The sequence below is a fragment of the Pseudonocardia endophytica genome (genome assembly GCF_004339565.1).
In the GTDB taxonomy this organism is placed as follows: Bacteria; Actinomycetota; Actinomycetes; order Mycobacteriales; family Pseudonocardiaceae; genus Pseudonocardia; species Pseudonocardia endophytica.
On record NZ_SMFZ01000001.1, the window covers coordinates 37,844 to 62,803 of the forward strand.

Genomic DNA, 24,960 nt, shown 5'->3' on the forward strand with positions numbered 1-24,960 from the left:
GGCGGGTCAGAGGAACTTGTAGACGTCCTCCAGCGACAGCCCACGATGGATCATCAGCACCTGCACCCGGTAGAGAAGCTGGGAGATCTCCTCGGCGAGCGCGTCGTCCTTCTCGTGCTCGGCCGCGATCCACACCTCGCCCGCCTCCTCCAGCACCTTCTTGCCCTGGGCGTGAACCCCGGCGTCCAGTGCGGCGACGGTACCCGACCCCGGCGGCCGCTCGGCCGCCTTCGAGCTCAGTTCGGCGAACAGGTCGTCGAAAGTCTTCACGTTACTTGACCCCTTTCGCCCCAAGTCTGACCGCTGCGTTGCGTACTCATCCAGCGCATCCGGGGGTCTGAGTCCGATGGAACACCGGATGCGCCGGGTGGCACACCGTCGGTGACCGATTACCCCCTGCCGTCCGGGTGAGGACCGCTCGTCGCCGGGATATGGCCGCTCAGGCGTGACCGGAGAGGTCGGCGTGGATCCGCACCAGGTCGTCGACCCCGACACCCTCCAGTGTCGCCCGCTGCGCCCGTCGCGGGCCACCGGGTACCGGGAGCTCGCAGGGGACGACGAGCACCGGGCACCCGGCCGCCTCCGCCGCCGTCGCACCGGCGGGCGAGTCCTCCACGGCCAGGCACCGCGACGGGTCGGCCCCGACGAGCGCGGCCGCCGTGGCGTAGAGCTCGGGGTCGGGCTTCGGGCGGGACACCTCGTCTCCGCACAGGGTGGCGGCGAAGTGGGCCCGGCCGAGCGTGTCCAGCGCCGTCTCGGTCAGCGACCGGACGGTGTTCGTCACGAGCACGACCGGCACCGCCGCCGTGTGCAGCGCGGCCAGCAGCTCCGGCGCGCCTGGACGCCACGGCACGCCCTCGGCGAACAGCTCGCCCGCCCGCGCGAACAACCAGTCGCACGCCGCGACCAGCTCGTCCTCCGACGGCCCGGGACGGCCCGCCTCCCGGAAGCAGACCCCGGTGGAGAACCGCAGCGACCCGCCGACCGTCTCGTGCCGGGCCGGCTCGGAGAGCGGCCCGGCACCGAGGTGCGCCATCAGGTCGTCGAGCGCCCGGTCCCAGAGCTTCTCCGAGTCGGCCAGCGTGCCGTCCATGTCGACCAGGACGGCGTCCATGGACGTCAGCTCTTCTCCGGGTCGTAGCCGAGGTTCGGACGCAGCCACTTCTCGATCTCGGCGACGTCCGTGCCCTTGCGCTTGGCGTAGTCCTCGACCTGGTCGCGCCCGATCCGCCCGACCGTGAAGTACCGCGAGTCCGGATGCGCGAACAACATGCCGGACACGGCGGCGGCCGGGGTCATCGCGTAGGACTCGGTGAGCGCGATGTCCAGCGACTCCGCGTCGAGCAGGTCGAACAGCTTCCGCTTCTCCACGTGGTCCGGGCAGGCCGGGTAGCCGAACGCGGGACGGATGCCGCGGAACTTCTCGTTCAGCAGCTCCTCCATCGGCTGGTCGGCGTCCGGCTCGAACCACTCGCGGCGCGCTTGCAGGTGCGCGTACTCCGCGAACGCCTCGGCGAGCCGGTCGGCCAGGGCCTTGACCATGATCGACCGGTAGTCGTCGAGCTTGTCCTCGTAGTACTTCGAGTACTTCTCCGCGCCCTGGATGGCGACCGCGAACGCACCGAGGGAGTCCCCCTCGGGCGCGACGTAGTCGGCCAGGCACCGGTTGTGCCGGTTCAGCGGCTTCTTCGTCTGCTGGCGCAGCATCGGCAGCCGGACCTCGCCGTCGGACGTGTCCAGCACGATGTCGTCGCCCTCGCCGTGCGCCGGCCAGAAGCCGTACACGCCGTGGGCCGAGAAGTGGTCGCCGTCGATGATCTCGTCGAGCATCGCGTTGGCGTCGTCGTAGAGCTCCTTGGCCACCGGCTCGTCGAGGATCTGCGGGAACTTGCCCTTGAGCTCCCAGGCCAGGAACAGGAACTGCCAGTCGATGTACTCGCGCAGTTCCGCGATCGACGGGTTCAGCTTCTTCGTGCCCTCGAACGGCGCGGCGGGCAGGTCGTCGAACGTGACCTCCTCGCGGTTCGCGCGGGCGTCGGCGATCTCCAGCAACGGCTTCTGCTCGCGGCCCTCGTGCTGCTCGCGGAGCTGCTGCTGGTTCTCGGCGTTCTCCTTGGAGAGCACCTCGCGGCGGTTCTCGTCGAACAGGTCGGAGACCACGCCGACGACGCGCGACGCGTCGAGCACGTGCACCGTGTCGCCGCCGTAGGCCGGGGCGATCTTGACGGCGGTGTGCTGCTTCGACGTCGTCGCCCCGCCGATCAGCAGCGGCAGCTTGAGCCCGCGGCGCTCCATCTCGGCCGCCACGCCGACCATCTCGTCCAGCGACGGCGTGATCAGGCCGGACAGGCCGACCGCGTCCGCGTCCTCGGCGACGGCGGTGTCCAGGATCGTCTGCGCCGGGACCATCACGCCGAGGTCGATCACCTTGTAGCTGTTGCAGCCCAGCACGACGCCGACGATGTTCTTGCCGATGTCGTGCACGTCGCCCTTGACCGTGGCCATGACGACGGTGCCGTTGCCGCGCTCCGAGGTCAGCTCGCCGCGGGCCTTGGCCTCCTCCTTCTCCTTCTCCATGAAGGGTTCGAGGTAGGCCACGGCGCGCTTCATCACCCGCGCCGACTTCACGACCTGCGGCAGGAACATCTTGCCGTCGCCGAACAGGTCGCCGACGATCTTCATGCCGTCCATCAGCGGGCCCTCGATGACGTGCAGCGGCCGCTCGGCCTGCGCGCGCGCCTCCTCGGTGTCCTCCTCGACGTAGTCGACGATGCCGTGCACCAGCGCGTGCGCCAGGCGCTCGGAGACGTCGTTCTCCCGCCAGGACAGGTCCTGCTGGCGCTGGGTGCCCTCGCCCTTGAACCGGTCCGCGGCCTCGACCAGGCGGTCGGTGGCGTCCTCGCGCCGGTTGAACAGGACGTCCTCGACCATCTCGAGCAGCTCGGGCTCGATGTCCTGGTAGACGGCGAGCTGGCCGGCGTTGACGATGCCCATGTCCAGGCCGGCCTTGATCGCGTGGTAGAGGAACGCGGAGTCCATCGCCTCACGGACGACGTTGTTCCCGCGGAACGAGAACGACAGGTTCGAGATGCCGCCGGAGATGTGCACGCCCGGGCAGCGCTCCTTGATCTGCGGGCAGGCCTCGATGAAGTCCTTGGCGTAGTCGTTGTGCTCGGACATGCCGGTCGCGATCGCCAGCACGTTCGGGTCGAACACGATGTCCTCGGGCGGGAACCCGACCTCGTCGACGAGCAGCCGGTAGGCGCGCTCGCAGATCTCGACCTTGCGGTCGGCGCTGTCCGCCTGCCCGGTCTCGTCGAACGCCATCACGACGACGCCGGCGCCGTAGGACTGCACGGTGCGGGCGCGGTCGAGGAACTCCTCCTCACCCTCCTTGAGCGAGATCGAGTTGACGATCCCCTTGCCCTGCACGCACTTCAGACCGGCCTCGACGACCGACCAGCGCGAGCTGTCGATCATGATCGGCCACTTGGCGACCTCCGGCTCGGTGGCCAGGAGGTTCAGGAACGTGGTCATCTCCTGCTCGGACTCGAGCAGGTCGGCGTCCATGTTGACGTCGAGCATGTTCGCGCCGCCGCGGACCATGTCGAGCGCGACGTCCAGTGCGCCGGTGTAGTCCTTCGACTCGATCAGCCTGCGGAACCGCTTCGAGCCGGTGACGTTCGTCCGCTCACCGATCATCACGAACCCGGTGTCCGGGCCGATCTCGAAGCGCTCCAGACCGGAGAAGCGGGTGCGCTCCGGCGGCGCGGCGGGCGTGCGCGGCGCGAGACCCTTGACCGACTCGGCGATGGCCGCGATGTGGTCGTGCCCGGTCCCGCAGCAGCCGCCGACGAGGTTGACCAGGCCGGACTCGGCGAACTCCTTGAGCAGCGCCGCCGTCTGGTCCGGGGTCTCGTCGTAGCCGCCGAACGCGTTCGGCAGGCCGGCGTTCGGGTAGCTCGCGGTGAACGCGTCCGAGATCTCGGCGAGCTCGGCGACGTGCGGGCGCATCTCGTCGGCGCCCAGCGAGCAGTTCAGGCCGACGATCAACGGCCGCGCGTGCCGCACCGACGTCCAGAACGCGTCGACGGTCTGCCCGGACAGCGTCCGCCCGGAGCGGTCCACGATCGTCACCGAGATCCAGACCGGCAGGTGCGGCGCGACGTCGTGCGCGGCCTGCAGCGCGGCCTTCGAGTTCAGCGTGTCGAAGATCGTCTCGATCAGCAGGACGTCGACGCCGCCCTTGTCCAGCGCGGCGATCTGCTGCGCGTAGGTGTCGTAGACCTGCCGATAGGTGACCGCGCGGTAGGCCGGGTCCTCGACCTTCGGGCTCAGCGAGAGCGTCACGTTCAGCGGGCCGATCGACCCCGCGACGAACTTCGGGTCGCCGGTCTCGGCCTCGGCCTCGTCGGCCGCCTGGCGGGCCAGCCGCGCGGCCTCGGCGTTCATCTCGTCGACGTGGCCCTCGAGGCCGTAGTCGGCCTGGCCGATCGTCGTGGCCGTGAACGTGTTCGTCGTGGACAGGTCGGCGCCCGCGGCGAAGTACCGTTTGTGTACGTCGAAGATGAGGTCCGGACGGGTGAGGTTCAGCAGGTCCGGATCGCCGTTGGTGTCCGTCGGATGGTCGGACAGCCAGTCCGCCTGGTAGTCCTCGGGGGACAGGCCGAGGCCCTGGATGACGGTGCCCCACGCACCGTCGATGACGCCGATACGCTGCCCGAGAATCTCTTTCAGCTTCTCGGTGCGCGCACGCACGCTCTCGACCCGCTCGGGGTCGGCCCGACCGGTCGTGATGTCGCCGTCCGTAGAGGTGCTCACCGAGTGATCCGCTCCCGTCGTTGCTGACACGGGAACTGAGGTTACCTGCTGACGGGGTACGAGCCGGGTTCTGAGCCCCGGGACCCGTAGGCTGGGGCGATGACCGAGCACGACCAGAGCCCTGGATCCGGCGGAACGGACGGCGAGGTGCCGTCCCTGGTCGACCCGGTGCTGATCGCGGCGTTCGAGGGGTGGAACGACGCGGGCGAGGCCGCCAGTACGGCGCTGGAGCACCTGGAGCTGAGCTGGGACGCCCAGCCACTGACCTCGATCGATCCCGAGGAGTACTACGACTTCCAGGTCACGCGCCCGCACGTGAAGCTGGCGGGGGGTGTCACGCGGAAGATCGAGTGGCAGACGACACGGTTGTCCTGGGCCACACTCCCCGGCACCGACCGGCACGTCGTGCTCGTCAGCGGCATCGAACCGAACATGCGCTGGCGCGCGTTCTGCCGCGAGCTGATCGGTCACGTCGAGCGTCTCGGGGTGACGAAGGTCATCACGTTGGGTGCGCTCCTCACCGAGGTCCCGCACACGCGGCCGACGCCCGTGAACGGCACGTCGTGGGACGCCGAGTCGCTCAAGGCGATGGGCACGGAGCCGTCGAACTACGAGGGCCCGACCGGGATCGTCGCCGTGTTCCAGCAGGCGTGCGTGGAGGCGGGTGTGCCCGCGCTGTCCTACTGGGCCGAGGTGCCGCACTACGTGTCCCAGGCCCGGGTGCCGAAGGCCGCCGTGGCGCTGCTGCGGCGGATCGAGGAGGCGCTCGACGTCGAGGTCCCGCTCGGCGCGCTGCCCGAGCAGGCCGAGGAGTGGGAGCGCACGGTCTCCGAGATGGCCGACGCCGACGACGAGGTGCGCGAGTACGTCCGTCAGCTCGAGGAGCAGGCGACGGAGTCCGAGGCCGAGGAGGCACGCACCGAGCTGGAGGAGACCAGCGGCGACGCCATCGCCGCGGACTTCGAGCGCTACCTGCGCCGTCGCGGGTCGTCCGGCGGCGGAGCCTGAGCACGCCCACCCTCGTCCGCCGGGCGGCGCTCTACGCGGGGGCGTTCCTCGGGCCGTTCGGCGGCGGCGTCACCGCCGCGATGCTGCCCGAACTGGGCGTCCACTTTCGTGTCTCGACGGGCACGGCGTCGACGTCGATCACGGCGTACCTGCTGCCGTTCGCGGCTCTGATGCTGGTCTCCGGCACGCTCGGCGAGCGCTGGGGCAGGCGCCGGACCGTGCTGTGCGGATACGCCGCGTACGTGGTGGCGTCGGCCGTCTGCGTGCTGGCGCCGACGTGGACGCTGTTCCTGACCGGGCGGGCGCTGCAGGGCGCGGCGAACGCGTTCACCACGCCGCTGCTGCTCGCCGTGCTGGCCGGGGCCGTTGAGCCGGACCGGCTGGGCAGGGCGCTCGGCTGGTTCGGCTCGTTCCAGGCGGCCGGGCAGACGTCCGCACCACTGGTCGGCGGGCTCGCCGCGGAGGTCGACTTCCGGCTGGCGTTCGTCGGGGTCGGGGTCGTGGCGCTGCTGCTCGGGCTGGCCGGGTTGCCGCCGACCCCCGTCACCGCCTCGGCGGACGGGCGGCGGCCGTCCCTGCGCTCGGCGTGGCGACCCGTCGTGATCCGGGCCGGGCTGGTCGCCGCGCTCGGATGGGGGTGCCTGGCCGGGCTGAACTTCCTGCTGGCGCTGCGGCTGGAGGACACGTTCGCGATCGGCCCCGGCGCGCGTGGACTCGTGCTGACCGGCCTCGGCGTGGCCGGGATCCTCACCGCCCGGATGATCGGCGGGGCGGTCGACCGAGTGGGTGCGCGCCGGTGCGTGCTGGCCGGGGCCGTGTCCGGTGCGCTGTTGATCGCCGGCGTCGGGATCGTGCCGGTGCTCTGGATCGTGGTGGCGCTGTGGACGCTCGCCGGGGTGTCCAGCCAGCTCGTGCTCGTCGGCGTGAACGCGCTGGTGCTGGGCGACGTCGGTCCGGGCAACACCGGTGGCGCCATGTCCGTGGTGCAGGCCCTCCGCTTCGGAGGCGGGTCGTTCGCACCAGTCGGGATCACGCCGATCTACCACGCCGACCCGATCGCCGGGTTCCTCGTGCCGGCCGGACTCCTGGCCGCCGGGGTGCCCGCCCTGCTGGCGACCCGCCGCCACGCTCCCGCTCCGGAGACGATCAGGTGACGGCGTGCGAGCGCAGGTCGTCGAGATCCACCCACTCCAGCGTCCTGGCGTGCGTCGCCTCGAGCACGACCGGTGGCGCCACGCCCTCGCGTAGCGCCTCGACCCACCGGCTCGCGCACAGGCACCACCGGTCCCCCGGCACGAGCCCCGCGAAGCCGAACTCCGGGCGCGGGGTGCTCAGGTCGTTGCCCTGCTCCCGGGAGAAGTCCAGGAACTCGGCGGTGACCCGGGCGCACACGGTGTGCACGCCCATGTCCTCGCCGCCGGTGTCACAGCAGCCGTTGCGGTAGAAGCCGGTCAGCGGGTCGGTGCCGCAGGTCTCCAGATCCCCGCCGATCACGTTGCGCGCCATCCGATCAGACCTCGATCCCGAGCAGCGCGTCCACCGCCTCGCGGGCGCTGCCGGGCCCGAACCGGTCGTCGTGCCGACGCGTCAGCGCCTCCTCCACCCAGGCGTCGACGGCGGCCAGCGCACCCGGCGTGTCCAGGTCGTCGGCCAGGTGTGTGCGGAGCTTCGCGATCAGCTCGTCGGAGGCCGGTCCGCGGTCCAGCGTCAGCGCCTCCCGCCAGCGCGCCAGTCGGGCCTGGGCGGTGCGGTGCAGCTCGTCGGTCCAGGAGCGGTCGGTGCGGTAGTGGCCGGCCAGCAGCGCCAGCCGGATCACGTTCGGGTCCACACCGGACCCGCGCAGCTTGGACACGAACACGAGGTTGCCCTTGGACTTGGACATCTTCTGACCGTCCAGCCCGATCATCCCGGCGTGCACGTAGTGCCGGGCGAACGGGTGCTCTCCGGTCAGCGACTCGGCGTGCAGCGCGCCGCACTCGTGGTGCGGGAACCGCAGGTCCGATCCGCCGCCGTTGAGGTCGATCTGCGGGCCGAGCCGGTTCAGCGCGATCGCCGCGCACTCCACGTGCCAGCCGGGTCGGCCGCGGCCGAGATCGGACTCCCACGCCGGTTCCCCGGGCCGCTCCATCCGCCACAGCAGCGGGTCCAGCGGGTCGCGCTTGCCGGCGCGGTCCGGGTCTCCCCCGTTGTTCCGGGAGAGGTCGATCATCTCGTCGCGGCCGAAGTTCGACTCGTAGCCGAAGTGCCCGGTCGACGACACGTCGTGGTAGACGTCCGGGTACTCCGGGTCGTCCAGGCGGTAGGCGGCGCCGGAGGCCACGAGCTTGCCGACGAGCTCGGCGATCTCCGGGATCGCCTCGACGGCGCCGATGAACTGGCGCGGCGGCAGCACCCGCAGCGACTCCATGTCCTCGCGGAACAGGGCCGTCTCGCGCATCCCGAGCACGACCCAGTCGTCCTGGTCCCGGGCGGCGCGCTCGAGCAGCGGCTCGTCGATGTCGGTCACGTTCTGCACGTAGTGCACGTCGTGCCCGAGGTCGCGCCACAGGCGGTGCACGAGGTCGAACGTCACGTAGGTGGCCGCGTGCCCGAGGTGCGTCGCGTCGTACGGGGTGATCCCGCAGACGTACATCGTCGCCCGCTCGCCGGGGGCCGTCGGACGGATCCGCTCGGTCGCGGTGTCGTACAGCCGCAGCGGCGGGCCGGCACCGTCGAGGAGGGGGACGTCGGCAGAGGACCACGTGCGCATGCCCGTCAACCTACGCGTCGGGTGGGCGCGTGGTCAGCACTCGCCGGGCACGTCACGGCCGCGGGGCGACACCTCCGTCCGTCGCCGCCGCCCCGACCGTCCGACGCGGGCGTTACCGTCCGGACGTGGACAGCGCTCCCCCGGACGTCGTCGCGGCGGGCACGCTCGTGACCGGGGAGGGCGACGAGCCGGGGCCGGGTTGGGTCGCTGTGGCGGACGGGCGGGTGAGCGCCGTCGGGACCGGCCCGCCGCCGCACCCGCCGCGGGTGTCCGGCGCCGTCGTCGTACCCGGGTTCGTGGATCTGCACCAGCACGGCGGGAACGCCGGGTCGTTCCCGTCCGGCGATCCCGAGGAGGCCGTGCGCGCCGTCGCGTTCCACCGCGCGCACGGCACGACGACGAGCGTGGCGAGCCTCGTCACGGACACCCCGTCCGCGCTGGAGCGGACGGTGCACGCGCTGTCCGGTCTCGTCGACGACGGCGAGCTGGCCGGGCTGCACCTGGAGGGTCCCTGGCTGGCGGCGGCCCGCTGCGGTGCGCACTCCCCGTCGCTGCTGCGCGACCCGGACCCGGCCGAGCTGGACCGGTTGCTGGCGCGCGGAACGGTCGCGATGGTGACGCTCGCACCGGAGCGTGACGGAGCGCTGGACGCCGTCCGGCGGGTCGTCGGTGCCGGCGGCATGGCCGCCGTCGGGCACACCGACGCCGACCACGACACCGTCCGGCGGGCGATCGACGCCGGCGCGCGGGTCGGCACGCACCTGTTCAACGCGATGGCGCCGCTGGACCACCGCCGTCCCGGGCCGGCCGGCGCGCTGCTCGCCGACCCGCGCGTCGTCGTCGAGATCATCGCCGACGGCGTGCACCTGCACCCGGCCGTCGTCGATCTGGTGCTCGCGGCGGCGCCGGGCCGGGTCGCCGCCGTCACCGACGCGATCTCCGCGGCCGGGATGCCGGACGGACCTGCTCGTCTCGGGCCGCTACCGGTGACCGTCCGCGACGGGATCGCGCGGGTGACCGGGACGGAGACGCTTGCCGGGTCGACGGCGACGTCCGACGTGCTGTTCCGCACGCTCGCGGCATCCGGGTCGCTGGCACGGGCGGTCGCCGCGACCTCCACGACACCCGCCGCCGTGCTCGGCCTCGACGACGTCGGCGTGCTGCGGCCGGGGGCCCGCGCCGATCTCGTCGTGCTCGACGACGACCTCACCGTGCGGCACGTCCGGCGCCGCGGACGTCCGGTCTGATCACCACCACTCGGTGGACAGCCGGGCCTCGATGTCGCGGACGTGCTCGCGTGCGCAGTCCGGGCAGAGCCGGCTCTCGCGGCCGCGCTCGTCGCGCTCCGTGGCCCAGAGCAGCGTCGATCCCTCGGCCCGGGTGCCGCACAGGGAGCACACGGTGTCCATGGCGGTCAGGATGCCGTCGCCGGTTCCGACGCGCGAGCCGCGCGTCTCCGCGCGAGCCGGCCCGCGATCGTCGCGCACACCATGAGCTGGAACTGGTGGAACAGCATCACCGGCAGCACGACGAGCGCCACGGTGTGCCCGGCGAACAGCACCCCGGCCATCGGCAGCCCGCTGGCCAGGCTCTTCTTCGAGCCACAGAACAGGATCGTGGTGCGGTCGGCCTCGTCGAAGCGCAGCAGTCGCGCACCGAGCGCGGTGACGGTGAGGACGACGGCCAGCAGCACGGCGTCGACGACGACCAGACCGGCGATCGCGGCCGGCGTCAGCTCACCCCACGTGCCGGCGACCACGCCGGCCCCGAACGCCGAGTACACGACGAGCAGGATCGACCCCCTGTCCACGACGTGCAGGGCTCGCCGGTGCCGCTGCACCCACTCGCCGACCAACGGGCGGGCGAGCTGCCCGGCGACGAACGGCGCGAGCAGGCGCAGACCGATGTCGGCCAGCGTGGACGCGGAGAAGCCACCGGACGTGGACAGCAGCAGCGTCGCCAGCAGTGGCGTCAGCACCACGCCGAGCACGTTGGACACCGACGCCGCGACGACGGCGGCCGGCACGTTCCCGCCGGCCAGCGACGTGAACGCGATCGACGACTGCACGGTCGACGGCAGGCAGCACAGGAACAGCACCCCGGCGGCCAGCGGTGCCGGCAGCAACCACGCCGGGAGCAGGCCCGCGGCGAGCCCGAGCAGCGGGAACACCACGAACGTCGCGACCAGCACGGTCGTGTGCAGCCGCCAGTGCCGCAGGCCGCCGAGCACCTGGCCGGTGGACAGCCGCGCGCCGTAGAGGAAGAACAGCAGGCCGATCGCGACGGTCGTCGCCACGTCCACGATCCCGGTGGCCGCACCGCGCGGCGGTACCAGGACGGCGATCCCGACGCATGCCAGCAGGAGCACCAGGAACGGGTCGATCCGCAGGCGGCGCAGCACGTTCCCGATCGTGCGCCGCGACCCGACCCGTCCGCGACCGGGGGTGACTCACTCCTCCCGGGAGCCCGCACCCCGCGCCCGCACGTGGGCGCGCTCCCCCTGACGTCCGAACAGGATCAGGAGTTCGACGGGGTCGGTCGCGTCGGCGGTGGCGCCCATCCAGTGCGGGACGTGCGTGTCGAACTCGGCGGCCTCCCCCGGTGTGAGCTCGATGTCCCGGTCACCGAGCACGAGCCGCAGGCGGCCGTTCATCACGTAGAGCCACTCGTAGCCCTCGTGGCTCTGCGGGTCCGGTTCCCTCGTCTCGCCGCGACGCGTCGGCGGGATGATCATCTTGTACGCCTGCATGCCGCCCGGACGGCGGGTGAGCGGCACGAACGTCCGCCCCCCGCGCTGGACCGGACGCAGGTGCACGCGCGGGTCACCGGTCTGGGGCGCGCCGACGAGGTCGTCCAGCGGCACCCCGTACGTCCGGGCCAGCGGCAGCAGCAACTCCAGTGTGGCGCGCCGTCCTCCGCTCTCCAGGCGGGAGAGCGTGCTCTCCGAGATCCCGGTCGTGCCGGACACCTCGGCCAGCGTCAGCCCGCGCGTGCGGCGGCGAGCACGCAGGCGTGGTCCGACGGCGTCGAGGACCGCGTCGAGATCGTCCGTCACGACGTCGATCATGCCAGAACAGCACTACCGCTTGCCACTATCGCGATCTGATCCGCGCTGTGATCCGGCGCCCGCGTGGGTGGCGGAGAACGCGCTCCGATCCGGGAACGCGCACCGACGCCGGGAACGCGCTCTGATCCGGACCACGCGCACGCGACCGGAGTACGCCCACGCCCGGGCACGCGCGTCCGCCGAACAGGAGCGCGTTCGGCGGATCAGCGCGCGTCCGGGGGCCGGCATGCGTCCGCCGGGAACGTCTGACCCGAACCGCCGGCCCGACGCCGGAAACGCGCCCTGATCCGGACCACGCGCACCCGACCGGAGTACGCCCACGCCCGGGCACGCGCGTCCGCCCAACCAGAGCGCGTTCGGCAGGTCAGCGCGCGTTCGGCAGATCAGCGCGCGACGGCGGACCGGAAGGCGTCCGCCGCGATCCGCCGGCCCGGCGCCGGGCACGCGCCCTGATCCGGACCACGCGCACGCGACCGGAGTACGCCCACGCCCGGGCACGCGCGTCCGCCCAACCAGAGCGCGTTCGGCAGATCAGCGCGCGACGGCGGGCCGGAAGGCGTCCGCCGCGATCCGCCGGTCCAGCACCGAGAACGCGCTGTGATCCGGACGACGCGCACCCGACCGGAGTTCGCGCGCGTCCGGGCGCCTGCGTCCACCCAACCGATGCGCGTTCTCGCGATCAGTGCGCTTCCCGCCGGTCGGCTAGGGTCCGTCGGCATGCGGTGGTGGGGACCGGTGTTCGTGGCGGCCGCGTGCCTGCTCGCGGGGTGCGGCGCGGGTCCCTCGGTGCCGGACCGGATCAAGCTGGCCGACGAGCTGCGGATCTGTTCGACCGGCGACTACCGACCACTCACCTCCCGGGCGGCCGACGGCACGTGGTCCGGCATCGACGTCGACATGGCCCACGACCTGGCGCGCGATCTCGGCCTCCGGCCGGTGATGGTGCCGACGACGTGGTCGACGCTGCTCGACGACGTCACGGCCGGGCGCTGCGACATCGCCGTCGGCGGGGTGTCGGTGACGCCGGACCGTGCCGCGAGGGGCGCGTTCACGATGCCCTACCTGTCCGACGGCAAGTCGCCGATCGTGCGCTGCCCGGACGTCGCGCGGTACTCGACGGTCGAGGACATCGACCGGCCCGGGGTGCGCGCGGTCGTCAATCCGGGCGGGACGAACGAGCGGTTCGCGAAGGAGCGGCTGACCCGCTCCACGCTCGTCGAGTACCCGGACAACGCGACGATCCACGACACGCTCGTCGACGGCCGGGCGGACGTCATGGTCACCGACGCGATCGAGGCGCGCTGGCAGGCGGCGCAACGGCCCGGCGTGCTGTGCGCCGTGCACCCCGACCAGCCGTTCACCGAGTCCGAGAAGGCCTACCTGCTTCCCGCAGGGGACCCGGCATTCGTCGAGCGGGTGAACACGTGGCTGCGCCGCGCGCTCGACGACGGCACCTGGCAGAGGTTCGCGACGCCGTGGCTGGGGTGACCGACGGCGGCGACCGCGTGCTGCACGCGGCGGTCGAGGTCGCCCGGGACGTTCTCGGGGACCGGCTGGAGGCCGCGTTCGCGATCGGCAGCCTGGCGCACGGTGGCTTCGCACCGCTGGTCAGCGACGTCGACCTGGCTCTCGTCCTGGACCGCGTGGACGCCGGGACCGCCTCCTCGATCGCGACCGTGCGGGACCGGACGATCGCCCGGTCGCCCTCGGATCTCGCCGAACGACTGTCGATCTTCTGGTCGGATCCGCGTGGTGTCCGCGACGGCCCCGGCGAGCACGACCGGCTGCCCGCGATCGACCGGCTCGACCTCCTGGACAGTGGCGTCCTGCTGTTCGGCACGGACTCCCGCGAGCCGGCGCATCGCCCGACGGCGGCGGAGCTCGTGCGGGAGGGCGCGGAGTTCGCGTGCGAGAAGTTCGACGACGCCTACCTCGCCCGCCTTCGCCGCGCGGACCTGCTCGTGCGGGAGGGACCGCGCCCGGTGACGAAGGCCGTCCTGTTCCCGATCCGGTTCCTGTACACGCTGGCCACGGGCAGGATCGGCCGGAACGACGACGCGGCCGCCTGGTACGCCGACCACGGCGCGCACCCGGCGCTCGCGCGAGAGGCGACGCGGTGGCGGACGGCCGGGATCGACGACGGGTCCGCGGCCGCCGAGCTGCTCCGTCAGCACCTGGTCGGTGTGCACGTCGAGTTCTTCCGCCGGTACGCAGCGGAGATGGCCGACGGAGGGCTCCCGCAACTGGTGGAGACCCTCCGGATGCGCGAGCGGGCGCTGGCACCCGCTGATCCCGCGGCGTGATCGGCGAGTGCGGAGCAGGGCGGCCACCAGCGGCCGGGTTCCTCCTCAGTGGCCGATCACGGTCATGACCGTCGAGGCGTCACCACCCGCACGCTCTCCATGATCGGCGGAACCGGCACCGGAGCGACACCGATGGCGCGGTACAGCCGGTCCCGCCGATCATGGGCTCGCCTCGCCCGTACCCCGGGATCGACGCAGGTGGCGCCCCGGCGACACCGGTGGCGCGATCCGACCGATCCCGCCGATCACCCCCGGGCGAGAGCCAACGGGCGAGCGCCGCGGCGGGCCGAGAGTGTCGGGGGTCGGGTGCACACTCCGGACGAACCGCACCCGATGCGAGGAGGTCTTCGTGCGGATCGTCGTGACCACACCGACCGGACATGTGGGATCCCGGGTCCTGCACCTGCTGGTACAGGCCGGTGTCCGCCCGGTGGCGCTGTTGCGTGACCCGGCACGGCTGGACCCGGAGTTGCGAGACCGGGTCGAGACCGTGAGGGCCGACCAGACCGACGCGGGCGCCGTGCGGGAGGCGACACGCGGGGCGGACCGGTTGTTCTGGGTCAACCCACCCGCGCCGCCGGACGCGGATCCGATGGAACAGCATGCGCGGGCCGCCGCCGCCGTCGCGGAGGCGGTCACCGCGAACGGGATCGGGTTCACGGTGTTCCTGAGCAGCGTCGGAGCCGAGAAGCGGCACGGCGCGGGCGACATCGACGGGCTCGGCCGGACCGAGGAGGCGCTGGACGCGACCGGAGCGGACGTCCTGCACCTGCGCGCCGGCTTCTTCTTCACGAACCTGCTCCTGCAGGCCGACGACCTGCGGAACGCGACGCTGCCCACGCCGTGGCCGCTCGACCTGCCGATGGCGTGGGTGGACCCGCGTGACATCGGGGACGTCGCCGCCGCACGGCTGCTCGCCGGCCCCGGGCACGGACGGAGGGTGCAGGCGGTGCACGGCCCGGATGCCCTGACGTTCGCCGAGGCCGGGACGATCATCGGCGGGGCGACGGGCCGCACGGTCGAGGTCGTGCGGATCTCCGGTGCCGACTTCCGGGCGGGACTGAGCGCCGCGGGCCTGGCGCCGCCGCACGTCGACGCCGTGGCCGGGATGTGGGAGGGCCTGTCCGACGGGTTCGTCGCGGAGGACCCGCGGGACGTCACGACCACCACCCCGACGACGCTCGGCGCGTGGGCGCACGCGCATCTCGCCGCCCTGTGATCTGCGTCATTCGATGAGCAGCGCGCGCAGGCGGCTCCGTCCCCCGGCAGAACCCCACCGGTCGAGGAGCCCTCCATGAACCGGCAGGACGTCACCGCCGAGCTCGCCACGCCGATCGCCGTCGCGGACCTGGTCGCCGCGTACGGCGGCCCCCGATGACAGGGGGCCGCCGTACGGCGGGTCAGCGCCGGCGCTTGCGCAGGTAGTCCGACACGACCTCGGCGCCGAGACCGTCCAGGCTCGGGTTCACGACCCGCCCCCCGCACCGGCGGGCGACCCGGTCCATGAACGCCGCCAGGCCCGGGTCGTCGCCGAGCACGAAGAACGTGAACTGCGCGTCCATCCCGGTCAGGCGGTCGATGCCGTCGATCGTGTTGCGGATCGTGTGCGGGGCGGGCGGGTAGTCGAAGAACGCCTCCCCGTCGCGCTCCAGGTGCGCCGTCGGCTCCCCGTCGGTCACGACGAGCACGACGGGCATCGCGTCCGGCTGGCGGGCCAGGCGCTGCTGGGCCAGCAGCAGGGCGTGGTGCAGGTTCGTGCCCTGCATGTACACGCCCTCCATGCCGACCAGCTGCCCGAGCTCGACGGTCTGTGCGTGCCGCCCGAACGTGATCAGCGACAGGTCGTCGCCGCGGAACCGGGTCGAGATCAGCTGGTGCAGCGCGAGTGCGGTGCGCTTCATCGGCACCCACCGGCCCTCGGCCACCATCGACCACGACGTGTCCACCAGCAACGCCACCGCGGCGCGGGTGCGCTGCTCGGTCTCCACGATCTCGACGTCCGAGACGTCGAGCGCGCGTGCGTCACCCCCGGCCCGTCGCAGCTGGGCGTTGAGCAGCGTCCGCGGCACCGACCAGGCCTCGGTGTCCCCGAACTCCCACGGCCGGGTCGCCCCGTTCGCCTCCCCCGCCGCGCCGGCCCTCCGGGTCTCCCGCTCCCCCTGGCGACCGCCGATCCGGTCCGCGACGTCGCGCAGCACGGACTGCCCGAGCGTGCGCAGCGCCTTCGGCGAGAGCAGCAGCGATCCGTCGGCGGCCCGCTCGAACAGGCCCTGACGCTGCAGCTCCCGCTCCAGCTCGGCCAGCGTCCGGGCACTGGCCGCAGCCTCCGGGCCGAGCATCTCGGCGAGCGCGTCGAGGTCGATGTCCTCCATCCGCGCTCCGGGATAGCTCTGCGCGAGCTGCTCGGCCAGGTTGTCGAGCTGGCCGAGCTCCTCCATCGCCCGGGTGGCCTCACCCATGCCCATCGGGTTGTCACCGCGGAAGCGGCCCTGGCCCTGCCAGTCCTCGCCGGGGCGCAGACCCTGCAGCTGGGCGTCGAGCTGCTGCAGCGACTGCGCGAGGCGGGGGTCCCCGAACGCCTGCTGGGCGAGCTCCATCAGCTCGGCCCGCTGCTCGGCGGACATCGAGTTCATCATCCGCTGGGCGGCCGCGGCACGGGCCGCGAGCAGGTCGACCAGCTCCTCTGTGTTCTGCGGGTTCTCCGGGAAGTGCTCACCATGCTTGCGCATGAACTCGCCGAACTGCTCGGTCGTGTCCTGGCCCTGGGCGTGGTTCGCGAGCAGGTCGTTGAGGTCGTCGAGCATCTCCCTGATGCGCTCGACGTCCTCCGGCGAGGCGTTCTCCATCGCCTGCTTCATGCCCTCGAAACGCTGGTCGAGCATCTCCCGGCCGAGCAGGTCCCGGATCTCCTCGTAGGCCTCGCGGGCGTCCGAGGAGCGCCAGTCGTACTCGTTCAGCTCCCGGACCTGGCCGCCGGTGTCGTTCGGCAGCGCGTCGAGCTGCATCTCCCGGAACCGGGCGTCGTCGGAGTCCTCGTTGCGCAGCGCCTCCCGCTCGGCCTCCGTCGCACGTTCCAGCAGCTCGCGGACCTGCTGGAGCGTGCCGTCGAGACGGTTGTCGCGCTGCAGGTCCCGACGACGCTCCCACACCTGGCGGGTCAGCTCGTCGAGCCCGTTGCGGCCTTCCATCCCCCGGCGGAGCAGCTCCTGCAGCGCCTGGCGCGGCGAGGAGCCCTCCATCACGTCGCGGCCGATCTGGTCCATCGCCTCGCGGATGTCGTACGGCGGGGCGAGCGGATCCGGGCCGCCGGCGTACGGGCCGTACGCGTAGCGCAGCCTCCTGCGCCGGGGATCAGCCATAGGACACCGTGTCCCCGTCGTCGGAGGAGTCCTTCGCCAGCTTGCGCGTGAGGAACAGGTACTCCAGCGCGAGCTCGGCTGCCGAGGCCATCGGGCCAGGGTCCTCGGTGCCGGACGCTCCGAGCTTGGCGGCGATCTCGGTCAGTGCGGCCACCTTCGGCAGGCCTGCCACGACGTCCTTCGCCGGGATCCGCTCGCCGGTCCTCACCGGGTGCGTGCCGACCTTCTCGACGAGGTCGTCGAGGTCGACGCCGCGCAGCGCGAACCGCGCGGTGTCAGCGGTGGCACGGCGCAGCAGGTGCTCCAGCACCTCGTCCTCGCGCCCCTCCTCGCCGGAGGCGAACTCGAGCTTGCCGCGCAGCACCGACGGCACGGACTCCAGGTCGACCGGCCGTGCGAACGCCCGCTCCTCGCCCGTGATCGCGGCACGGCGCAACGCCGCGGCGGCGACGGTCTCGGCGGCGGCCACGGCGAACCGCGCGGACACGCCGGAGCCCTGGTCGATCGCCGACGACTCGCGCAGGTGCCGGGTGAAGCGGGCGACGACCTCGATCAGGTGCCGCGGGACCTCCGCGGCCAGGTCGGCCTCCTGCTGTACCAGCGCGACCTCGGGCGCGAGCTCCAGCGGGTAGTGCGTGCGGACCTCGGCGCCGAACCGGTCCTTGAGCGGCGTGATGATCCGCCCGCGGTTCGTGTAGTCCTCCGGGTTCGCGCTGGCGACGAGCAGCACGTCCAGCGGCAGCCGCAGCGTGTAGCCGCGGACCTGGATGTCGCGCTCCTCCATCACGTTGAGCAGCGCGACCTGGATGCGTTCGGCCAGGTCGGGCAGCTCGTTGATCGCGACGATCCCGCGGTGCGCCCGCGGGACCAGTCCGAAGTGGATCGTCTCGGGGTCGCCGAGGGACCGTCCCTCGGCGACCTTGACCGGGTCGACGTCGCCGATCAGGTCGGCGACCGCCGTGTCCGGCGTCGCCAGCTTCTCGGTGTAGCGCTCGGAGCGGTGCACCCAGCCGACCGGCAGGGCGCCACCGAGCTCGTCGGCCCGCCGGCGCGAGGCCGGGGTGATCGGCTCGTACGGGTGCTCGCCGATCTCGGAGCCCTCGATGACGGGGGCCCATTCGTCGAGCAGGTTGCCCAGGGAGCGCAGCAGGCGGGTCTTGCCCTGGCCGCGCTCGCCCAGCAGGACGACGTCGTGGCCGGCGATCAGGGCCCGCTCCAGCTGCGGGACGACGGTGTCGGAGAACCCGACGATGCCGGGCCAGGGGTCGCGGCCCTCGCGCAGGGCCGCCAGAAGGTTGTCGCGGATCTCGTGCTTCACGCCCCGCAGCTCGTGGCCGGACTCGCGCAGGGCGCCGAGGGTGCGGGGAAGTTCGGTAGGTGTGACGGGCACGACGACCACGCTACGCCCGAGGGATCGCACCGGCGCGCCGTCGAACCGACGCCGTCACACGGTGTTCACGCCCGCCGTGCCGTCAGGCGTCCCGCGGGATCGACCACAGCCGGTCCGCGTCGCCCTCGACGACCCGGCCGCGGTACTTGTCGATCTTGCGGTCGATCAGCCGGAGGTTCTCGGTGAGCGTCTCCAGCTGGGCGACCACGTCCGCGCGGTGCGACTCCAGCAGCTCGAGCCGCTCGTCCTCGTTGCCCTCGCCGGCACCGACGAGCTCCGCGTAGCGCCGGATGAGCCCGATCGACATCCCGGTCGCGCGCAGCTTGGTGATCACCCGGATCCAGTCGAGGTCCGCGTCGTGGTAGCGACGGGTGCCGCCGCCGGTCCGCGACGGCGCCGTCGGCATCAGCCCGGCCCGCTCGTAGTACCGCAGCGTGTCGACCGTGACGCCGCTGTACCGGGCCGCCTCGGCGATCGCGAGCCCGCGCTCGGGGGCGGGCACCCACTTCGGGGACCTCCCGGTGTCCAGCGTCACGACGGGACTCCTCGCGCTTGATCTGGAGTGCGCTCCGGATCGTAGCGTCCTGAGCATGACGACCACACGGAGCGATCCCGAGATCCTGATCGTCGGAGCGTCCCGGGGACTCGGCCACGCCATGGCCGCCGAGTTCCTGGAGAGGGGGTGGAACGTCGTCGGCACGGTCCGCGGTACCGCCCGAACCGCGCTGCACGACCTCGCCGACGCCCACCCGGGCCGGGTCGGCGTCGAGACGCTGGACATCACCGAGCCGGACCGGATCGCCGCCCTGCGCGAGCGCCTGTCCGGCAGGCGGTTCGAGATCCTGTTCGTGAACGCCGGGACCACCAACGACGAGAGCACCCTGATCGGCGACGTGTCCACCGAGGACTTCGTCACCGTCATGGTCACCAACGCGCTGGGCCCGATGCGCGTGATCGAGCGGCTGCAGGACCTCGTGACGCCGGCCGGCCTGATCGGCGCCATGTCGTCCGGGCAGGGCAGCATCACGAACAACACCACCGGGCAGCGCGAGGTCTACCGCGGCAGCAAGGCCGCACTGAACATGTACCTCCGCAGCTTCGCCGCACGACAGGCCGACACCGGACGCGCGTTCGCGCTGATGGCGCCCGGCTGGGTGCGCACGGAGCTGGGCGGGCCGGGCGCCCGGCTCACGATCGACGAGAGCATCCCGAAGCTGGTGGACGTCCTGCTCGCCAAGCGGGACCGGCCCGGCGTCGAGTACCTCGACTACCTCGGGCGCACCGTGCCGTGGTGACCCCGGCGGGTACGCCCCGCTGACGATCCCGGTGCCGCACCCCTTCTCGGCGTGCCGCACCGGTTGCGACGGGTGCGGCACGCCGGTGCGGGGTGCGGCACGTGACGGAGGGGTCAGGGCAGCAGCAGCGCGACGAGCGGGGCGGCGATCAGCACGATCGAGCCGGCGCGGACGAGCACCCGGGACGCCCTCGATGGCGACGACGGCGGCGCCGTGATCCGCGCGATCCGCGCGTCCAGGGCATCGGTGAACGAGCTCAGCGCCGCGGCCGGCGCGGACCCGCCGACCGTCTTCAGGGCCCGGACGAGCTCGGCGCCGTCGCAGCGGTCCCGCCCGACGTCGTCGGCGCGCATCTCGATCAGCCGTGCGACGGCGAGCTGGGCGCAGACCATCCCGCGCACGAACGGCGCCGTCGCGCCCCACGCCACGAACGGGAGCACCACGAGGTCGTGGCGCTCGGACAGATGGGCCCGCTCGTGGGCGAGCACGGCGCGCACCCCCGCCGTGTCGAGACGGTCCAGCACGCCGGCCGACACGACCAGCCGGGAGCCGCGACCGGGCAGGCAGTAGGCGACCGGCACCGGGTGGTCGAGCACGCGGGTACCGGGGGCGGCCGGCCACGGCGTGGCGAGCACGTCGAGCAGATCGCGGTGCCGACGGCGGGTGCGCAGCGTCCGCAGCGTCGTCGTGACCAGGACGAACAGCAGACGGCCGAGCATGACCAGAGCGACCACCAGCGCCAGCAGGTGCACCACGCCGAGTTCCGGGAACCGGCCGGCGCCCAGCTCGGTCAGGGCGACCCCGCCCGCCACCAGCACGTTCGTCCCGAGCGGCGCGAGACCGAACGCGAGACCGGCGCCGACGAGCGACATGCCGCCGGAGAGCCCGATCGCCTGCCACAGCAGCAGCGCACCGACGGGGTCGCGCGACGGCCAGTCCGCCCGCGCCATGGCACGGCTGACCGGCTCGGCGAGTGCCACGCCGAGCACCAGGAGGCCCAGCGCCGTCAGCTCCATCGCTGCATCATCGTCGCAGGCGGTCAGTCCAGCAGGTCGCGCAGGTTCTTCCGCTCGTCCTCGGACATCGACCCGAGGAACCGCGCCAGGGCCGCGCCGCGATCCGACGCGCCGTCGAGCGCGTCGCTCATCAGCTCGGCGACGTGATCCTCACGGCTGGCCACCGGCCGGTAGTGGTGCGCGCGTCCGTCCCGGATCCGTCGCACCAGCTGTTTGCGCTCCAGACGGCCGAGCACGGTCAGCACGGTCGTCGTCGCGAGCTCCCGGTCGGCCAGCGCGTCCTGGACGTCCCGCGCCGTCAGGTCGTGCGTGGCCTCCCACAGCACACCCATGACGGCACGTTCCAACTCCCCGAGGCTCGGCACGCCTCCATCGTACGCCACCATTCTACGTGGCGTAGAAACCCTAGTACCGTGTCGAGCCGGGTCGGTGCCGGAGGGCAGCCGATCCGGTGACGGAGTGCCGTGCCCGCCGCCCCGGCGCCGCGCCCTTCGAGCAGGTCCACCCGTGGCGAGGGGCGCCGCGGGTGGCCCGCATGATGATCAGCCGTTTCGGAGAGGAAGCGTCGTCAGGCGACCGTTCCGCTCCACCTCCGCCGATCACGACCGGGCGGAGCCGGTGAGCGGTCGTACCCGCGCTGGGGTGGCGGCTGTCCCATGATCGGCGGGTCGGGAGCAGAAGCGTCGCCCGGTGACCGTTCGGCTCCACGTCTGCCGATCATGGCTGCGGACGGGGTCGCCTGACACTCGGCGCGGCACTACTGCCCGGTGAACTGCGGAGACCGCTTCTCGGCGCGCGCCGTGCGGCCCTCCTGGATGTCCTGGCTGTCCCAGCACCGCTCGAACTCGGCCGTCAGCGCGGCGACCGCGCCGTCCGGGTCCTCCGCACGGCCGAACGCGTTCGTCGCGGACTTGTTGTACGCGAGCGTGAGCGGCGCCATCGTCGCGATGTCCGCGGCCAGCCCGAGCGCGTCGGCCCGCTCCCCCAGCGAGTCGGCGAGGCCCCGCGCGTGCGCGGTCGGGGCGTCCAGCTGGGCGCACGCCAGCAGCAGGCTGCGCGCCGTCCCGCCGCCCGCGACCTGGACGAGCCGCTGGATCGTCCACGGGTCCACGGCCAGGCCGAGCCGTGCCGTCGGGAGACCGAACACGGCCGTCGGGGCCGCCATCCGCAGGTCGGCCGCGATCGCGAGCTGGGTCCCGGCACCGATCGCCGGGCCGTTCACCGCGGCGAGCACCGGCATCGGCAGGTCGGCGACGGCGTGCAGGGCGGCGTAGAGCGCGTCCCGGAACCCGTCGGTGTAGACCTCGCCGAAGTCGGCGCCGGAGCAGAAGCTGGTCCCCGACCCGGTCAGCACGACGGCGCGGGCGCCGACGGTCCGGACCTGCTCGGTGGCGTCGACGAGCGCACGGCACGTCGCGATGTCCAGGGCGTTGCGGCGTTCCGGACGGTCCAGCTCGATCAGCCCGACGCCGTCCTCCATCGACACGGAGAGCACCGGCGGAGCCTATGTCAGCCCGCGCCGCCGTCGCCCCGGGGAGTGGCCGGTCCCACCGGGTTGCCCGCCGTACCGCCGCCGCGGGCGCCGCCCGCCGTGGCCGGCTCGTCCGGATCCGGTTCCGACCACGAGCCGCCGGTGAGCTCGCGGGCCAGCCCCCCGGCGAGCTGGTCGATCCGTCGCAGCATGCGGGCGACGGCGAGCAGCGCGGTCCGGTCGGCCTCCGCACCCGCGGAGGCGGCCGCCTCCGCGGCGTCGATCAGCTCCTCCGCGGACTCGACGCGCGGCTCCGGACCGTCGTCGCCGCCGGGCCGGGGGCCGTAGCCGCGCAGCAGGATCCGGCGCAGGCCGTCCAGGTTGTCCCGCACCCTGCGGGCGGCCGGGTCCAGTGTGGACGCCCAGGCCGGGTGGTTGACCGCGCGGACGGTGACCGCGAGGTTCCGCACGTAGTGGTCCATGCCGCCGACCACCCGCACGGTGTGCCGCACCCCGCGTCGCAGCGGACGCCGGGAGAGCGGGTGCTCCAACGGGCGGGCCCGCGTCCGGACGGTGCCGAGCTCGGTGTCGAGCCGGCGTGCGACCTCCAGCGGGTCCTCACCCGGCCGCCGCAGCACCCGGTCCACGACGGCGGCCACGCCGTCCGACGTCGTGGTCAGCGCGTCGTCGAGTGCCTCGCCGAACGCGGTGCGCGAGCGGGTCGGCAGCACCAGGTACGCGGCCAGGATGCCGAGCACACCGCCCGCCGCCGTCTCCTCCACGCGCAGCACGAGCGTGGCCACCGAGAACTGGCCGATCACGCCGTACAGCAGCGCGAGCACCGCGGTGATCCAGAACGCCATCATCGCCTGGGAGACCCGCACCAGGTACAGCGCCAGGAACACGCACGCGAACAGCAGCAGCAGGCTGGCGACGAGGTTGCCGTCGACGACGAACGCCAGCAGCATCCCGGCGACCAGCCCGCCCGCCGTTCCGATCACCCGCGCCCAGCCGCGGCTGAGCACGTCGCCCCGGCTGGACGTGCCGGCGAACACGACGAACGCCGCGATCACGGCCCAGTACCACCGCGCGGGCGAGATCAGTTCCCCGGCGACGATCGCGAGGCTGGTCGCGACGCCGACCTGCACGGCCTGGCGGTTGTAGAGCCCTGGCCCGCTCGCGACGTCGGCCGGTTCGTCGGGCCCGCGCTCCCCGGGAGTCGGCTCCCCGTCGTCCGGCCGCACCTCGTGCCGGCCGGGACCGTCGTCGACGAGCTCGTGGCGGCCCGGGTCGTGATCGATCTCGTGCCTGCCGTGCGCCGGGAGCGCCTCGCCGGCGGGGCGTGGCGGGCCCTGCTCGTCGAGCCGGTCCCGCACCTGCTCGACGGTCGTCTGCACGGCGTCGGCGAGCCGGAGCACGGCGAACGCGATCCGCTGGACACGGGCGGCGGCGTCCACCCCGCCGGGCCGTTGCACGAGCCCGTCCACGGCGCCGCGGGCCGCGTCGTACAGGCTGGCGGACATCGCGTGCGGCGTGCCGACGGCCGTCGCGGCCACCAGGGCCCGGACGCCGTCGGCCAGTGCCGCGCGGTCGTCGGCCTCGAGCGGGTCGTGGTGGTCCACCATCCGGCGGGTGGCCACGGCCAGACGCTCCGCGGCCAGCTCGGAGTCCACGATCCACTGCCGCAGCCCGGCCCCACCGCCCGCACCCTCGGGCTCCGTGTCGTCGGACGGTCGACCGTCCATCGCCGACGCGTCCGGCCGCCCGTCGGCGTCGATGTCGTCCAACCGGTCCGCGACGAGCAGTGCCGTCTCGTTCAGTCGCGCCTGCCGCTCGCGGACCTCGTCCAGCGGGGGCGACGGCTCGTCGGACTCCAGCACCTCGAGCACGGACAGCGTGAGCGCGTGCAGGCGCGCCTCGAACGCCCTGACGAGCCGGTCCACGACCTTCTCCGGCGGAGCGGTGAACACGAGGCAGCGCAGGACGAACGTCGACCCGATCCCGAGCACCGCGCCGAACAGCAGGTACGGCAGCTCGCCGGTCCCGGCCTGCAGGAACAGCACGAAGAAGAACGGCATGAACGCGGCCATGCCGAGCGCCATCCCTCGCGGCCCGTACCGCCGGATCGCCACCGCCACGACCATGACCAGCACGAACACGGCGTCGGCAAGGATCCGGTGCGGTGCGAGCAGCGTGCTCACGGTGGCCGCGGCCGCCGCCGGCAGCACCATCAGCGCGGTGGTCACGCGCCTGCGGGCCAGCTTCGGCTCGTTCACCGCCAGGTTGCTGATCATCGCCAGTACGACGGCGAACATCACGACGGTCACCGGCTGCCCGGTCGCCGTGCGCAGCACGCTCATCAGCCCGGCCGCGACGATCATCGACGCGGTCGCCACCGAGGCGAGGTGCAGCCGGGTCAGGCCGGGGTCGACGGACGCCGCCCACGTCCGCAGCTCGGCCCACCTCGTCCGCACGGGGAGG

22 protein-coding genes are annotated in these 24,960 nt (G+C 73.1%); 7 read left to right on the top strand and 15 right to left on the bottom strand.

Annotation, left to right across the window (positions count from 1 at the left end; translation table 11 throughout):
* Positions 1-6: 6 nt before the first annotated feature.
* The 3 genes from EV378_RS00180 to metH form a co-directional block, all read right to left on the bottom strand.
* Positions 7-270 carry a phosphoribosyl-ATP diphosphatase gene (locus tag EV378_RS00180; RefSeq protein WP_132420657.1) on the bottom strand — a complete coding sequence of 88 codons (264 nt, stop codon included), beginning with the start codon at positions 268-270 and terminating at the stop codon, positions 7-9.
* A 169-nt stretch (positions 271-439) separates the two neighbouring features.
* Positions 440-1,114, bottom strand: a complete 675-nt coding sequence (locus tag EV378_RS00185) for an HAD family hydrolase (protein WP_132420659.1) — start codon at positions 1,112-1,114, stop codon at positions 440-442.
* A gap of 5 nt (positions 1,115-1,119) precedes the next feature.
* Positions 1,120-4,758, bottom strand: a complete 3,639-nt coding sequence (metH, locus tag EV378_RS00190) for a methionine synthase (protein ID WP_165922337.1) — start codon at positions 4,756-4,758, stop codon at positions 1,120-1,122.
* Between the two features lie 162 nt (positions 4,759-4,920).
* Between metH and EV378_RS00195 the strand changes: the two genes are divergently transcribed.
* Together EV378_RS00195 and EV378_RS00200 are read left to right on the top strand one after the other, a co-directional pair.
* On the top strand, positions 4,921-5,829 hold the full coding sequence (locus tag EV378_RS00195) for a PAC2 family protein (protein ID WP_132420663.1): 909 nt from the start codon (positions 4,921-4,923) through the stop codon (positions 5,827-5,829).
* Positions 5,826-6,983: an MFS transporter gene (locus tag EV378_RS00200; protein WP_132427162.1), complete on the top strand. Its 1,158-nt coding sequence runs from the start codon at positions 5,826-5,828 to the stop codon at positions 6,981-6,983. Before EV378_RS00195 ends, EV378_RS00200 begins: the two co-directional genes overlap by 4 nt.
* On the opposite strand, the gene EV378_RS00205 is transcribed toward EV378_RS00200, so the two are convergent.
* Together EV378_RS00205 and mshC are read right to left on the bottom strand one after the other, a co-directional pair.
* Positions 6,976-7,335, bottom strand: a complete 360-nt coding sequence (locus EV378_RS00205) for a DUF2237 family protein (RefSeq protein ID WP_132420665.1) — start codon at positions 7,333-7,335, stop codon at positions 6,976-6,978. The genes EV378_RS00200 and EV378_RS00205 overlap by 8 nt on opposite strands.
* 4 nt (positions 7,336-7,339) lie before the next feature.
* On the bottom strand, positions 7,340-8,578 hold the full coding sequence (gene mshC / locus EV378_RS00210) for a cysteine--1-D-myo-inosityl 2-amino-2-deoxy-alpha-D-glucopyranoside ligase (RefSeq protein WP_132420667.1): 1,239 nt from the start codon (positions 8,576-8,578) through the stop codon (positions 7,340-7,342).
* A 125-nt stretch (positions 8,579-8,703) separates the two neighbouring features.
* On the opposite strand from mshC, the gene EV378_RS00215 reads away from it, so the two are divergent.
* On the top strand, positions 8,704-9,825 hold the full coding sequence (locus tag EV378_RS00215) for an N-acetylglucosamine-6-phosphate deacetylase (protein ID WP_132420669.1): 1,122 nt from the start codon (positions 8,704-8,706) through the stop codon (positions 9,823-9,825).
* On the opposite strand, the gene EV378_RS00220 is transcribed toward EV378_RS00215, so the two are convergent.
* From EV378_RS00220 to EV378_RS00230, 3 genes are read right to left on the bottom strand one after another with little or no spacing between them, the layout of a single operon-like run.
* The gene (locus tag EV378_RS00220) at positions 9,826-9,987 is read right to left on the bottom strand and encodes a hypothetical protein (RefSeq protein WP_165922073.1); all 162 of its coding nucleotides are present in this window, start codon (positions 9,985-9,987) and stop codon (positions 9,826-9,828) included.
* Positions 9,988-9,992: 5 nt separating this feature from the next.
* Positions 9,993-10,976 (bottom strand): bile acid:sodium symporter family protein, encoded by a 984-nt coding sequence (locus EV378_RS00225; RefSeq protein ID WP_132427164.1) that lies wholly within the window; start codon positions 10,974-10,976, stop codon positions 9,993-9,995.
* Between the two features lie 51 nt (positions 10,977-11,027).
* Positions 11,028-11,645, bottom strand: a complete 618-nt coding sequence (locus tag EV378_RS00230) for a helix-turn-helix domain-containing protein (protein ID WP_132420673.1) — start codon at positions 11,643-11,645, stop codon at positions 11,028-11,030.
* 717 nt (positions 11,646-12,362) lie between these two features.
* Between EV378_RS00230 and EV378_RS00235 the strand changes: the two genes are divergently transcribed.
* The 3 genes from EV378_RS00235 (at position 12,363) to EV378_RS00245 (ending at position 15,167) form a co-directional block, all read left to right on the top strand.
* Complete coding sequence (locus EV378_RS00235) at positions 12,363-13,133, top strand: transporter substrate-binding domain-containing protein (RefSeq protein WP_132420675.1); 771 nt, start codon at positions 12,363-12,365, stop codon at positions 13,131-13,133.
* Positions 13,121-13,948, top strand: coding sequence for a hypothetical protein (locus EV378_RS00240; protein ID WP_132420677.1), 828 nt, complete (start codon positions 13,121-13,123; stop codon positions 13,946-13,948). The genes EV378_RS00235 and EV378_RS00240 overlap by 13 nt, the downstream gene beginning before the upstream one ends.
* Positions 13,949-14,297: 349 nt before the next feature.
* A complete protein-coding gene (locus EV378_RS00245; RefSeq protein WP_132420679.1) occupies positions 14,298-15,167 on the top strand; it encodes an NAD(P)H-binding protein in 870 nt (289 codons plus the stop codon).
* A gap of 181 nt (positions 15,168-15,348) precedes the next feature.
* On the opposite strand, the gene EV378_RS00250 is transcribed toward EV378_RS00245, so the two are convergent.
* From EV378_RS00250 to EV378_RS00260, 3 genes are all read right to left on the bottom strand, one after another.
* A complete protein-coding gene (locus EV378_RS00250; protein ID WP_132420681.1) occupies positions 15,349-17,307 on the bottom strand; it encodes a vWA domain-containing protein in 1,959 nt (652 codons plus the stop codon).
* On the bottom strand, positions 17,300-18,697 hold the full coding sequence (locus EV378_RS00255; protein ID WP_132420683.1) for an ATP-binding protein: 1,398 nt from the start codon (positions 18,695-18,697) through the stop codon (positions 17,300-17,302). The genes EV378_RS00250 and EV378_RS00255 overlap by 8 nt, the downstream gene beginning before the upstream one ends.
* 82 nt (positions 18,698-18,779) lie before the next feature.
* Complete coding sequence (locus EV378_RS00260) at positions 18,780-19,232, bottom strand: MerR family transcriptional regulator (protein ID WP_243653194.1); 453 nt, start codon at positions 19,230-19,232, stop codon at positions 18,780-18,782.
* Between the two features lie 55 nt (positions 19,233-19,287).
* Between EV378_RS00260 and EV378_RS00265 the strand changes: the two genes are divergently transcribed.
* A complete protein-coding gene (locus EV378_RS00265) occupies positions 19,288-19,992 on the top strand; it encodes an SDR family oxidoreductase (protein WP_132420685.1) in 705 nt (234 codons plus the stop codon).
* Between the two features lie 113 nt (positions 19,993-20,105).
* On the opposite strand, the gene EV378_RS00270 is transcribed toward EV378_RS00265, so the two are convergent.
* From EV378_RS00270 to EV378_RS00285, 4 genes are all read right to left on the bottom strand, one after another.
* A complete protein-coding gene (locus EV378_RS00270) occupies positions 20,106-21,008 on the bottom strand; it encodes a M56 family metallopeptidase (protein ID WP_132420687.1) in 903 nt (300 codons plus the stop codon).
* Positions 21,009-21,031: 23 nt separating this feature from the next.
* Positions 21,032-21,373, bottom strand: a complete 342-nt coding sequence (locus EV378_RS00275) for a BlaI/MecI/CopY family transcriptional regulator (RefSeq protein ID WP_132420689.1) — start codon at positions 21,371-21,373, stop codon at positions 21,032-21,034.
* 392 nt (positions 21,374-21,765) lie between these two features.
* The gene (locus EV378_RS00280; protein WP_132420691.1) at positions 21,766-22,503 is read right to left on the bottom strand and encodes an enoyl-CoA hydratase; all 738 of its coding nucleotides are present in this window, start codon (positions 22,501-22,503) and stop codon (positions 21,766-21,768) included.
* A gap of 14 nt (positions 22,504-22,517) precedes the next feature.
* Complete coding sequence (locus EV378_RS00285) at positions 22,518-24,953, bottom strand: FUSC family protein (RefSeq protein ID WP_132420693.1); 2,436 nt, start codon at positions 24,951-24,953, stop codon at positions 22,518-22,520.
* Positions 24,954-24,960: the final 7 nt, after the last annotated feature.